At 45.4% G+C, this 12360-nt stretch carries 10 protein-coding genes and 3 pseudogenes; 9 read left to right on the top strand and 4 right to left on the bottom strand.

All coding sequences use genetic code 11. The annotated features are described in order from the left end of the window. Positions 1-60: 60 nt before the first annotated feature. Entirely contained in the window at positions 61-1005 is a 945-nt protein-coding gene (locus JCM14505_RS02285; protein WP_054652601.1) for a sugar-binding transcriptional regulator, read from the bottom strand. A gap of 132 nt (positions 1006-1137) precedes the next feature. Here JCM14505_RS02285 and JCM14505_RS02280 point away from each other — a divergent pair, with 132 nt between their 5' ends. The 9 genes and pseudogenes from JCM14505_RS02280 (at position 1138) to JCM14505_RS02240 (ending at position 8607) form a co-directional block, all read left to right on the top strand. Continuing rightward, positions 1138-2289, top strand: coding sequence for an NAD(P)-dependent malic enzyme (locus JCM14505_RS02280; protein ID WP_054652607.1), 1152 nt, complete (start codon positions 1138-1140; stop codon positions 2287-2289). A 14-nt stretch (positions 2290-2303) separates the two neighbouring features. Next, positions 2304-3338 (top strand): [citrate (pro-3S)-lyase] ligase, encoded by a 1035-nt coding sequence (citC, locus tag JCM14505_RS02275; protein ID WP_054652599.1) that lies wholly within the window; start codon positions 2304-2306, stop codon positions 3336-3338. A 3-nt stretch (positions 3339-3341) separates the two neighbouring features. Then, on the top strand, positions 3342-3632 hold the full coding sequence (citD, locus tag JCM14505_RS02270; protein WP_054652596.1) for a citrate lyase acyl carrier protein: 291 nt from the start codon (positions 3342-3344) through the stop codon (positions 3630-3632). A gap of 2 nt (positions 3633-3634) precedes the next feature. Continuing rightward, positions 3635-4541, top strand: a pseudogene (citE, locus tag JCM14505_RS02265) (citrate (pro-3S)-lyase subunit beta). Continuing rightward, positions 4531-6069, top strand: coding sequence for a citrate lyase subunit alpha (gene citF, locus JCM14505_RS02260; RefSeq protein ID WP_054652594.1), 1539 nt, complete (start codon positions 4531-4533; stop codon positions 6067-6069). The pseudogene citE and the gene citF overlap by 11 nt, the downstream one beginning before the upstream one ends. Before the next feature lie 349 nt (positions 6070-6418). Beyond that, positions 6419-6619, top strand: a complete 201-nt coding sequence (locus JCM14505_RS09915) for a citrate lyase holo-[acyl-carrier protein] synthase (RefSeq protein ID WP_054652592.1) — start codon at positions 6419-6421, stop codon at positions 6617-6619. Then, positions 6607-7185, top strand: coding sequence for a citrate lyase holo-[acyl-carrier protein] synthase (locus JCM14505_RS09910; RefSeq protein ID WP_054652590.1), 579 nt, complete (start codon positions 6607-6609; stop codon positions 7183-7185). Before JCM14505_RS09915 ends, JCM14505_RS09910 begins: the two co-directional genes overlap by 13 nt. A 17-nt stretch (positions 7186-7202) precedes the next feature. Next, complete coding sequence (locus JCM14505_RS09905) at positions 7203-7841, top strand: triphosphoribosyl-dephospho-CoA synthase (protein WP_054652588.1); 639 nt, start codon at positions 7203-7205, stop codon at positions 7839-7841. After that, positions 7822-8607 carry an alpha/beta fold hydrolase gene (locus tag JCM14505_RS02240; RefSeq protein WP_054652585.1) on the top strand — a complete coding sequence of 262 codons (786 nt, stop codon included), beginning with the start codon at positions 7822-7824 and terminating at the stop codon, positions 8605-8607. The genes JCM14505_RS09905 and JCM14505_RS02240 overlap by 20 nt, the downstream gene beginning before the upstream one ends. Positions 8608-8654: 47 nt before the next feature. On the opposite strand, the pseudogene JCM14505_RS02235 reads toward JCM14505_RS02240, so the two are convergent. The 3 genes and pseudogenes from JCM14505_RS02235 to JCM14505_RS02225 form a co-directional block, all read right to left on the bottom strand. Then, positions 8655-9738: pseudogene (locus JCM14505_RS02235) on the bottom strand (substrate-binding domain-containing protein). A gap of 87 nt (positions 9739-9825) precedes the next feature. Continuing rightward, a pseudogene (locus tag JCM14505_RS02230) lies at positions 9826-10552 on the bottom strand (L-ribulose-5-phosphate 4-epimerase). Positions 10553-10566: 14 nt separating this feature from the next. After that, positions 10567-12171, bottom strand: coding sequence for a xylulokinase (locus JCM14505_RS02225; RefSeq protein ID WP_054652583.1), 1605 nt, complete (start codon positions 12169-12171; stop codon positions 10567-10569). Positions 12172-12360: the final 189 nt, after the last annotated feature.

Raw genomic sequence — 12360 nt, 5'->3', positions numbered from 1 at the left:
TCTGATTTTGAGGAGTCTTTTTAAAAACATAAGCTAAATAAAATATGATCAAGTGTATCATTATTTGTTGCCAATTTGATGCATGATTAATAGTGCGACAGCTTCGGTAATGATTAAGTCAGTAAAGAAATTACCTCGTAAAGCCCCTAATGTCGCTTGGGCTTTGGATTTACGTTTGACGATGCCGAAGCGTTTCGGGACAGCTTGTAACGTCGCCACCTCAATGCCAAATGTTTTATCGTTAGTTTGATTCAATAACTGACCGTTTATGTCATAAGGGCGACCGTAAAGCATACCGGCAATTTGAGCTAAATCGACTCCAGGGAAGAGGAGTTCCTTCGCGTCGCGCCATGGTTGGATGGAATTGAGGGAAGCTAGCGTTCCAACCCCTGAAATTAGCATGTTCATGTGAGATGAAATTGCAAATACCTTTTGCATCGCCGGTTCTAAGGGCAGTTGTTCCCGAATTAGGTCATTGGCAATGTAAATGGGCCCCGGCATGACGTAGTATGGCGCATTATATTTAGCCGCCGCTTTTTGGACCATTCGCATTGACCCTGATGATGACTGGTACTTCATGTTTTCCCCAGTGAATTGGGTGAAGCGGACCCGTTGGTGCATGGTGGGTTTGAATTCGTCGATGACTGAATAGACGGTTTCCCCCCAAGCAACCCCAATCGTGTCATCAGCTTGAATGGCGGCTTGGATTTGATGGGCTGCAAAGGAAGAGATAAGTTGTTCTTCTTGCGTAGTGTCGGTACTTTTGACGACATATAAATTATTAATGGCAAAATGTTCTTTGAGTTTGCGTTCGAGCTCGGAATTACGATTAATCCCGGCGTTAATGTTAATCGTGACAATTTGATTAGCGAGGGCTTCGTCTAAATATTTTAAAATCAAATACCGGCTTAACTGGTACTTTTTGGTCATATCATTGATTGATAATTTACTTAAATAATAGTCTTGAGCGAGTTGCCCAAGTAATAAATTATGATTTGCATCCATAAGCAACGTTCCTTTCTCGTTGGTATTATTGTACCGGATTTTTAAGTCTTTTTAAATATTTTAAAAATCGATTTAAATTTTAAATATTTTAAAAATTATGCTAAAATGAACAAGGAAAGTCAGGTGGATAAAATGGATCAAGAAGAAGTGCTATCAATGCACGCCGCCCATCATGGGGTGTTAGATATTGAATCCCAATTTGATATTAAAAGTCGGGAAGATTTAGGAAAGGCTTATACTCCTGGGGTAGCAGTTATTTCCAAGTTAATTGAAAAATATCCGGAACTTAAGAATAAGTATACGTTGAGTGGGAAATTAGTGGCAATGGTCACGGATGGCTCAGCGGTCCTCGGACTAGGTAATATTGGCCCGGCTGGTGGGTTGCCAATTGTGGAAGGTAAAGCGTTGATTTATAAGGATTTAGCGGGTGTTAACGCGATTCCAATTACGGTTGATCAAGTGTCAGTCGATGAATTTGTGACGACGTTAAAGAACATTTCGCAGTCATACGCCGGTTTCCACCTCGAAGACATTGCGGCTCCGCGGTGTTTTGAAATTGAGGAAAAGCTTAAGCAAGTCGTTGATATCCCGGTCTACCATGATGACCAAGAAGGAACGGCGATTGTGGTGCTAGCAGCCTTAATTAATGCGGCCAAGGTGATTGGCAAACCCGTGCAAGATTTAAAGATTGTCTTGAATGGTCTTGGTGCCTCGGGAGTAGCGACCGCTAAGTTATTGCTTGAATATGGCTTGAAAGATCTAATCGCTTTTGATATTGATGGGCAGGTGTTGCCAGATTCAGCCAATTACAATCACTATCAACGCGCAATTGCGGCGGCCAGTGATAATCACGAAACGTTTAGTAGCTTATCTGCGGCGCTAGTTGATCGGGATGTCTTTATTGGTTTGTCGGATGCGGATGTTTTAACGGGCACGGATGTGCAAGCGATGGCCGACCAACCAATTGTTTTAGCATTAGCCAATCCGAAACCGGAAATTGATCCGGCTGTTGCCCATCAAGCGGGAGTGGCCGTGATGGCGACGGGGTCAAGTCAATATCCCAACCAAGTCAACAATATTTTGGCGTTCCCTGGTCTTTACAAAGGCTTGTTAGCGACTGACTTACATCAAGTTGATGCGGGCTTAGAAATTAGAATCGCTGAAGCATTGGCAACGATGATTACAACCCCAACCGCTGACCGGATTATTCCGGGGGTCTTTGATGATGGGGTGGTTGAGACCGTGTCCCAAGCGGTGATTGATTACGCTGCTGAAATGAACTAAAGGATGGTATCTGAGTGGAGATTAAAGAATTAAACATTCACATTCCACGTAATTTCCGGAAATGGAAACAGTTTGTGGAATTAAATCACATTCAAAATTTTGCGCCCAGTGAAGTGGACCAAATTGAAAAGACCTTTATATGGGTCGAAGGTGATGATGTGGCTGCGACCGGCTCGATTGCAGGCAATGTTTTAAAATATATTGCCGTCTGTGGTAAGTATAGCGACGGGGGAGCGATGTTTAATCAAGTGGTTAGTCATTTGATTACGCAAGCTGCCATGTTGGGTCGCTATCATTTATTTGTCTTTACGAAGCCACAATACAGCCAAAGTTTTCAATATGTTGGCTTTAAGGAATTAGCCTTATCAAATGACGGGGCTATTTTAGAAACGGGACCCGGGGGCATTGATGATTACCTAGCCACGATTCCCGTAGCCGATGACGGTGAGCAGGTCGCCGCCATTGTGATGAATGCCAATCCGTTTACGAAGGGGCACCAATACCTAGTCGAAACGGCTAGTCGGGAAAACGATCATGTCTATGTATTTGTCTTGCAAGATGACTCATCAATCTTTACGTACCAAGAACGGTTTGATTTAGTTAAGCAAGGGACGGCCCAATTCAAGAATGTCACCGTCGTCTCAAGCGGTGAGTATATGATTAGTGCGGCGACGTTCCCGGCTTACTTCTTAAAAGATGATCAAGACCAAGGCCATTACCAAGCGGTATTAGATGTGAGTTTATTTAAACGGAATATTGTGCCGGCCTTGCATATCAAGAAACGGTATGTGGGAACTGAGCCATTTTCGAAAACAACTGATAGTTACAATCAAGCGATGCACGAAGTCTTACCACCTGAAGTGGCGGTGGTGACGGTGCCACGCTTGGAACTTGGCGGCGAAGTGATTTCAGCCACCAAAGTTCGGCAAGCGATTGTGACCCAGGATGTGGCTTATTTGGATCAAGTTTTACCAGCAACGACCAGGACGTTTGTAAAAGCGCACTTGGCGGAGTTAGGGAAGCGCATTGAACAGAAGGGATGGAAATAGTTTATGGAAATTAAGCAAACGGCAATTGCCGGAACGTTAGAATCCTCTGACGTGCAAATCACGTTGAGTCAAGGGACGGGGATTCAAATTGATTTAGATTCTTCAGTTGCCTCATTGTACGGTGATGACATTAAAAAGGTCGTGACTGATACGTTGGCGAGCTATGATGTGACGGATGTTAACGTCAAAGTCGTTGATAAAGGAGCCTTAGATTGTGTTATTAAGGCCCGGATGATGGCAGCCATTCAACGGGCATTAGGTACGGTTGATGAACCAAACTGGGAGGTACTATAAGCATGGAAGAACGTTTACGTCGGACAATGATGTTCGTACCCGGTAACAATGCTGGGATGGTTAAGGACGCCGGAATTTACGGTGCCGATTCAATTATGTTTGACTTGGAAGACTCCGTTTCAATGGCCGAAAAAAGACGCGGCCCGGATGTTAGTTTACCAAGCCTTACAAACGCAAGATTATGGTGACGCCGAATTAGTTGTGCGGGTTAACGGCATTGATACGGAATTCTTCCGCAACGACGTTTTTGCGATGGTGAAAGCCGGCATCGAAGTTGTGCGGTTACCAAAGGTTGAATCAGCGCAAATGATGAAGGACTTAGTTGCCGTGGTTGAAGAAGCGGAAAAGAAGTTTGGTAAAGAAGTTGGTAGCACGAAGGTGATGGCCGCCATTGAAAGTGCCCGTGGGGTGATGAAGGCCTTAGAAATCGCCGAAAGTACTGACCGGATGATGGGGTTAGCCTTATCAGCTGAAGACTACACGACGGACATGAAGACGCACCGTTACCCAGATGGGGCCGAATTAGACTTTGCGCGGAAGATGATTTTACACGCGGCTCGGGCAGCTGGGGTGTCAGCCTTCGATACGGTCTTCACGAACATGAATGATGTGGAAGGCTTCCAACGCGAAACGGAATACATTCACCAACTTGGGTTTGATGGGAAGTCCTTGGTTAACCCACGGCAAATTGATTGGGTGAACAAGGTTTACGAACCAACGAAGAAAGAAATTGAAAACGCCTTGGATGTTGAAGCAGCAATTGCAGAAGCTAACGCCAAGGGGTCAGGGGTTATCTCAATGAATGGTCAAATGGTTGACCGGCCAGTTGTATTACGGGCCCAACGAGTAATCCGGTTAGCAAAGGCATCACACTTAATTGACGAGGAAGGTGAATACATTGAAGAATAAGGTCGGACGTGAAATTTCAGACACGGTTTTAAACGAAATGGGCTACAAGCCATTTGAATCAACGGAAATTGGTCACCCAGTGGTAACGTACACGGATCACAAGGTTCGGGTTACGAAGGGGGATGACAAGTTAGTTGAATCAATCGAAGATGTCATCAAGGCCAACTTAAAGGACGGGATGACGATTTCATTCCACCACCACTTCCGGAATGGGGACTTTGTCTTTAACATGGTGATGGACAAGATTATTGAACTTGGTTACAAGGACTTAACGTTAGCACCATCATCCTTAACGGGGATTATGAATGATAAGGTGATCGAAGCCGTTAAGGCCGGCGTAATTACGAACATTACGAGTTCGGGGATGCGGGGCAGCCTTGGGGAAGCCATTTCGCATGGTTTGATGAAGAACCCAGTCATCTTCCGTTCCCACGGTAACCGGGCCCGTTCAATCGAAAATGGGAACATTAAGATTGATGTGGCCTTCATCGGGGTACCAAATGCGGACCGGATGGGGAATGCCAATGGGATGGAAGGTGATTCCGCCTTTGGTTCCTTAGGTTACGCTTTAATTGACGCTAAGTACGCGGATAAAGTGGTCTTATTAACAGATACGATTGCTGATTACCCAAACACACCAGCTTCAATTCAACAAACGCAAGTTGATTACGTGGTGAAGGTTGATAAAGTTGGGGACCCTGACCGGATTGGGAGTGGGGCCACGCGGTTCACTAAGAACCCGAAGGAATTGAAGATTGCTAAGATGGTTAATGATGTGATTGTTAACTCACCTTACTTCAAACAAGACTTCTCCTTCCAAACGGGGACTGGTGGGGCTTCCTTAGCCGTAACTCGGTTCTTACGGCAATCAATGCTTGACCACAATATCACGGCGGCCTTTACGTGTGGGGGAACGACGTCACCAATTGTTTCCTTGTTAGAAGAAGGCTTAGTTAAGAAAGTAATGGACGTGCAAGACTTTGATAAGGGGGCGGCTTCAAGCATGAAGAAGAACCCTGGTCAAATCGAAATTGACGGTTCATGGTACGCTGATCCTGACAATAAGGGGGCCATGGTTGACCAATTAGATATTGCCATTCTGTCGGCGCTTGAAATTGACACGGACTTTAACGTGAACGTGTTAACTGGTTCAAACGGGGAAATCCGGGGCGCCGTTGGTGGTCACCAAGATGCCGGAACGGCGAAGATGACGATTATCACGGCACCATTAACGCGGGGCCGGATTGCGACAATTGTGCCAGCCGTTAACTCAATTACGACGCCAGGTTCATCAATTGATGTAGTCGTAACAGAAGTTGGGGTTGCTGTGAACCCAGCCCGCCAAGACTTGATTGCTGAATTTAAGAAGCACCCTTCAGTTCCATTAGTTTCAATTGAAGAATTACAAGCGAAGGCGGAAAAGACGGTTGGAAAGCCAAAGCCAGTTGAATACACGGACCGGACAGTGGCGGTGGTTGAATACCGTGATGGTTCAGTGATCGACGAAATTAAGCAAATTAAAGACTAGGTCGCGAGCCGATCGTCAAAGGTGACGTTAGGCTAACTCGGGAACGGGGCTTGACGTGGCACACGTCGAGGTTCGTTTCCAGTTAGTCCTAGTCACCTGATCGGCGAGCGAAGTTACAAAGTTGCCGTAGAAGATAGACCGGCGGCGACTTTGTCATAGTTAGGAACTAGGATTCCGCGTGGCAAGCGAAGTTACAAGGCTGCAGTAGATGGCACTAGGCGTTTACTGGGCAAGCGTAGTTGCGAGGTTGCCGTAGAACAACTACGTTACCAACCTACTAACCAATTAAAACAACAAAGAGGCAGGAGAAATATTTCCAGCCTCTTTCTTTTTGGATACAATATAGAGTATGATGAAAAACTTATTTGAAACAGGAACGGCAGTCGAAATTCCGGCGGTATTGGCCAACCGGGATCGGCGCGTCGCCGTACAACAACAATTAATGACGAAGCAACAAACGGTACTCGCCGTGAAATTGAATTTAGCGGGACCAATTAAAAATAATGAAACCATTCAAGCGTTTTTTTTAACTGTGAAATGGAACAATTAGAAGTAACTTTGGTGCAAGCGGGATGGGGGGTTACGATTCCAATTAGTTGGGAAACAGCAGTGACGGGTCCCGAACGGTTTTACTTAGTGCCGGCGCCAGCGTTAGCAGTGAAACAAGCGATGGTTGAATTAGAAACTAAACAACCAGCGAATCGCTTGTTAGATATTGACGTCTTGCATGAAGTTGATGGGGTGGCCACAGTAATTAATCGCCAAGCCGTGGACGCTCCGGTGCGAAAGTGTTTGATTTGTGAGCAACCAGCGAAAGCTTGCGGGCGGGCTCGAACGCATAGTGTGGCCCAACTACAACAACGCTCCAGTGAGTTGATGCAACAAGTGTTAGCTGCGCATGAACAAAGTCAGCGCGCGGCATGGTTAGCTCAGCAAGCGGAACGAGCCTTGCTATATGAAGTTTCCACGTGGCCGAAACCGGGCTTGGTCGATCCGGTAGAACATGGGGCGCATTTAGATATGGATCACTATTTATTTATTGATAGTTCGCTTTCAATGACAAATTACCTAACGAACAGTGCGTTGCCGGCCTGTATTTCCAAGGAACGGATTTAACCCAGTTATTTCAGACGGTGCGGGAATTTGGTAAACGGGCCGAGCAACAAATGTTTGCGACCACGAACGGTGTGAATACGCATAAAGGAGCCGTGTTTACCCTGGGTGTGTTAAGTGCCGCGACTGGTTATGCATGGCAACAAGGTGCGTTAACGGCTGAGCGGGTGCAACAAACCGTGAAAGAGATGTTGGTGGATTTAATTGCGGATGATTTAGGCAAAATGAAAGCGGACCAAGATCACACGGCCGGTGAAAACCAATATTTGAAATATGGCATTACTGGTATCCGGGGTGAGGCGGCGGCTGGTTATCCAAGTGTCTTTCAAATTGGTCTCCCAACCTTACAAGCGACCAGCGGGGATTGGCAAACGCGGATTTTAACGACCTTGTTGGCAATTGCGACCCAAATTGAAGATAGTACCCTCGTTCACCGCGCTAAAGATCCGAAAGTGATTACGTGGTTGCAAGATAAAGTCGCGAAAATTGAGCAACTTGGTGGCGTTGCCACGGCTGCCGGCATGAACCAATTAACGGCATTGCAGACTGAATTTAGTGACCGTTACTTGAGTTTAGGGGGTTCAGCTGATATGTTGATTGCGACGTTGTTTATGGAATTTGTGCTAACGGAGGTGCCAGATGCGCTATCAATTACGTGATGGGAAAAAGTTAAATTATCAAATTCTCGGGGATGGGCAACCAATCGTGTTGATTCACGGCTTTGGTGGCTACCAACAAATTTGGACTGATCAATTAGCACCACTAGTCTCCGCGGGGTATCAGGTAATTACTTACGATCAGCGCGACCATGGGGCTTCGAGTCGCGATGAAGAGTTAGTTGAAATCACGACGCTGATTGATGATTTAGCCGAGTTAATGGTAGGGATCGGACTAATGAACCCGATTTTAGTCGGTCATTCGATGGGGGCCAGTGTGATTTATGGACTATTGCAACGGCACCCGGAAATTGCCTTACGAGCCGTTGTGGGCGTAGATCAATCACCGAAGATGTTGAATACGCCACAGTGGCCGTACGGTTATATCGATGCCACGCGGGCTAATTATCAATTGGTTTTGAAAAATCATGGGAATCGCCGGGAAACGTTAAAGGGGATTGATCAAAAGGTGTTTGAGCAATTAGCGATTGTGAAGCAACAATTTCCGTTTGTCCGGGCAGAACATTTACCGTTGTTATACCACCATGCCAAACAAGATTGGCGCCCAAGTGTGGTGGCCACGCCGGTCCCAATGTTGATGATTACGGCGAACCAAAGTCCGTATTTTAACGGGGAGTTTGCGGATGTATTGCAATCACAAAATGACTTGATTACGCATTTGGCGATTGATCAAAGTGGTCACTGCCCAATGGCCGAACAACCGCAAGCTTTTAATCAAGGGCTCTTAGAGTATTTACATACGATATAAATAAAGACACCGTTATGGAAGGAATTCCGTGACGGTGTCTTTTTCGTTTAATGATGTTTAATTGAGTTGTTAAAAATTAGTTCTGGATCATAATTGATGGATTGGACGGGTTCGCCACTAATTAACTTAATAATTATCTGACCGGCATCAAGCCCCATTTTTTTCTTTGGGGTGTTGAATAGTGGTCAAGCGTGGAGTCATGTAGCGAGTTAAGACGTAATCGTCGAACCCAGTAATACTAATATCTTCTGGGACGCGCAAGTCCATTGATCGAACTAAATCAATAATTTGAATGGCTAATTCATCGTTGTAACAAACTAATGCCGTTGGGCGCGTGGTAGGGTGTTCAAGTTCTTGAGCGACTTGTTCTAACACTTTAGTCATATCTTGACCGGATTGATACATGATCGTTTTGCTTAAATAAGAAATATCAGGATGTTGCATATAGGCATTGATAAAGCCCTTCATCCGATGGGTTCCTTGCATATCATCAACTTGGAAAATCCCCATAATCCGTTGGTGTCCAAGGTCAATTAAGTGGTTGACCATTTGTTCCTCAGCTTCCATATCCTTAATTTCTAAGTAGGGGAAGTTAAGTTGCGGATAGTGAGCGTTAATAAAAATGGTTGGGATGTTTAGTTCCTTAATCCGGTCGTATAAGTCCATATTAGGGCCAACTAACGCACTTTGGGTTGGTTCGATAATTAACCCAGCAACTTGATTTTCGAGCATCCGTTCCAACCCTTGCCGTTCTCGATCGGGGTTATTATGTGTGTTGCTAACGATAATCGAGTACCCATGGGCGGAAACGGACCGGTCAATCCCGCTAATAATTTGCGGGAAAATATAGTCAGCTAAATGGGTGGTGATAACCCCGATTAATTTATGTTTGCCGGTCGTGCGCGTGGGGCGACTTTTCCAGTCATCAACGTACATCCCGCCCCCTTGAATCCGGTAAATGTAATGGTCGTTTTGGAGGTCCCCAACAGCGCGCCGAATCGTGTACCGACTCACTTGGTATTGGGCCATTAATTCAGATTCAGTCGGTAATTTAGCACCAATTTCATATTCGTGGTTTTCAATGGCAGTTTTTAAACCTTGCTTAACAATGTCGTACTTGTTTTGCGTCATTCCATCGCTCCTTAAAGTATTCTATGCTTATTATACAAAAAAGATCGATGTGATTAAACATCGACCTTAAATTGAACCATTTAAGCTTTATTCGTGCTTAGCGTGATCCTTTGAGTGGGCACTGTTTTGACCATAGTAGGCGTTCGCTCCGTGTTTCCGGTAGTAGTGCTTGTCTAATAAGTATTGTGGCAAGTTCGTGTTGTCCATCGTCATTTGCATCGTGTGGAAGTCTTCTTCGGCGACGACTTCTAAGACCTTTGCGTTGTAAACAGCCTTAGCTGGCGTTGGCCCCCATGTGAATGGACCGTGTTGTGAAACTAACGTCCCTGGCGTGGCTTCGTAATCAAGCCCCCGTTCTTCAAACGTCTTCACAATCGTCTTCCCAGTGTTACCTTCGTAATCTTCTTCGATTTCTTCCTTCGTTAAAGCGTCTGCGGCTGGAATGTCCGTGTAGAACGTGTCGGCGTGCGTCGTGTTCATGCTGGGATGTCCAATTTAGCAGCCGCAAAGGAAACCGCCCATGGTGAGTGGGTGTGCACAATCCCCCAATCTTAGGGAAATGGTTGTAAAGGTAGGTGTGCGTTGGCGTGTCAGATGATGGGTTGTAATCACCTTCAACAACTTCACCCTTTAAGTTCACTACGACCATGTCTTCGGGCTTTAATTCATCATAATCAACCCCAGATGGCTTAATGACAAAGAGTCCCTTTTCCCGGTCAATCCCTGAAACGTTCCCCCAAGTAAAGGTAACTAAGCCTAACTTAGGTAATTGCATGTTAGCTTCATAAACTTCTTGTTTTAATTCTTCAAGCATGGTTAATATCTCCGTTAATCTAATGGTAAGTTGTCACCAGCTAAGCGTTCGGCTGGCAGGGCAGCTTTGTAATTGTCGATGAATTTTTCGTATCCCTTGACGCTAGCTGGTTCAGGGGAGAGGGTCGAACTTTCGCTGTTGACAAAGACAAGTTGGTCTAAGTAATCAGCTAAATTGAGGCCTTGTTGATCCTTGGTGTAAAGAGCTAAGACCGCCATCCCCCATGGGCCACCTTCACCTGCGTTATCCATGATGGTGATTGGGGTGTCAAGAGCGTCAGCGAGCGCTTGTTGAGCGACGACTGGCGTCTTAAAGAGTCCCCCTTGGGCAATTAAGTTGTCAGTGCGGATGTGTTCTTCCCGCAGTAAGATGTCCATTCCTAACTTCAATGGGGCAAAGGCAGAATAAAGTTGAGCTTTAAACAGGTTGGCCAAGCTGAAATTGCTGTCGGGACGCCGAACTAACAGCGGACGACCGGATGGAACTCGGGTAATGTTTTCTCCCGAGAGGTAAGCGTAGTAAACCAAGCCCCCCGCATCTTGATCCCCACGTAAGGAGGAGTCAAAGAGCTTTTCGTATAATTCGTTTGGTGCAAGGTTTACGCCTAATGCCTTCGCGAATTGGTTGAACACGCTAGCCCATTGATTGATTTCCGATGAACAGTTGTTAATGTGAACCATGGCAACTGGGGCACCATCGGGAGTAGTTACCATGTCAATGTCACGGTGAACTTTAGACAATTGTTGATCTAAGACCACCATTGAGAAGGCGGAAGTCCCAACGGAAACGTTCCCCGTCCGCTTCCGAACGGCGTTGGTTGAAACCATTCCCGTGCCGGCATCCCCTTCAGAAGGAGCGAAAACGGCGCCTGGTTGCAGTGTTCCGCTTGGGTCTAATAATTTAGCCCCAGCTTCGGTTAAGTGCCCGGCCGTTTGACCGGCAACTAATACTTCTGGCAATAAGTCTTTAATATCCCAGTCGTATTGGGCGACTTCCGGCAGGGCGGCAAATTGGGCTAACATGGCTTCGTCATAGTCATGCGTGGCTTCATCAATTGGGAACATCCCAGAGGCATCACCAATCCCAGTGTTCTTGGCGCCGGTTAATTGCCACGTTACGTAACCATCTAAGGTATCGATAAACGTGATGTCTTTAACGTGATCTTCTTTGTTTAAGATTGCTTGGTATAAGTGGGCGATACTCCAACGTTCTGGGATGTTGAAGTTAAACAATTCCGTTAGCTTTTCAGCGGCTTCACCAGTAATGTTGTTCCGCCAAGTCCGGAATGGGACGAGTAATTGGTCGTTTTGATCAAAGGCCATGTATCCGTGCATCATGGCGCTAATCCCAATTGAACCAATCTTAGTTAAGGCGACACCGTAGTCGGCGTTGACTTGAGCAGCGAGCTTAGCATAACTAGTTTGAATTCCTTCCCAAACCTTACTTAATGGGTAGGTCCAAATTTGGTGATCAAGTTCGTTTTCCCAAACATAACTACCGCTAGCGATGGTTTCGTAAGTATCAGTAATTAAAACAGCCTTAATAGTAGTGGATCCTAATTCAATCCCCAGCGCTGTTTGTGCATTTTCAATTTTAGTGACTATTGTTTGCTTATCCATGTTAGTCATTCCTTTCTTGAATGCAATTAAGTTAACGCTTACATTTTATTTTAGTTGTCCGTATAAATCAAGCGTATAAAAATTATTTTTGAAAATTTGTGTGGTTTTAAAGATTATTAAAACGGCATTTGTTCGCTTTTTTTCACAAATAAACAAATAATTTATTTATAAATTTTTAGTAATTCGTCT

Source organism: Limosilactobacillus equigenerosi DSM 18793 = JCM 14505 (assembly GCF_001311375.1).
GTDB classification, from domain to species: domain Bacteria; phylum Bacillota; class Bacilli; order Lactobacillales; family Lactobacillaceae; genus Limosilactobacillus; species Limosilactobacillus equigenerosi.
The sequence above is the reverse complement of the archived record's forward strand: the minus strand, read 5'-3'. Positions and strand labels throughout refer to the sequence as shown.

Bases quoted from the DNA above. Each gene is read 5' to 3' on its own strand.
- JCM14505_RS02285 (WP_054652601.1), bottom strand. From the start codon at position 1,005: ATGGATGCAAATCATAATTTATTACTTGGGCAACTCGCTCAAGACTAT.
- JCM14505_RS09910 (WP_054652590.1), top strand. From the start codon at position 6,607: ATGGAACAATTAGAAGTAACTTTGGTGCAAGCGGGATGGGGGGTTACG.
- JCM14505_RS02240 (WP_054652585.1), top strand. From the start codon at position 7,822: ATGCGCTATCAATTACGTGATGGGAAAAAGTTAAATTATCAAATTCTC.
- JCM14505_RS02280 (WP_054652607.1), top strand. From the start codon at position 1,138: ATGGATCAAGAAGAAGTGCTATCAATGCACGCCGCCCATCATGGGGTG.
- JCM14505_RS09915 (WP_054652592.1), top strand. From the start codon at position 6,419: ATGATGAAAAACTTATTTGAAACAGGAACGGCAGTCGAAATTCCGGCG.
- citD (WP_054652596.1), top strand. From the start codon at position 3,342: ATGGAAATTAAGCAAACGGCAATTGCCGGAACGTTAGAATCCTCTGAC.
- JCM14505_RS02225 (WP_054652583.1), bottom strand. From the start codon at position 12,171: ATGGATAAGCAAACAATAGTCACTAAAATTGAAAATGCACAAACAGCG.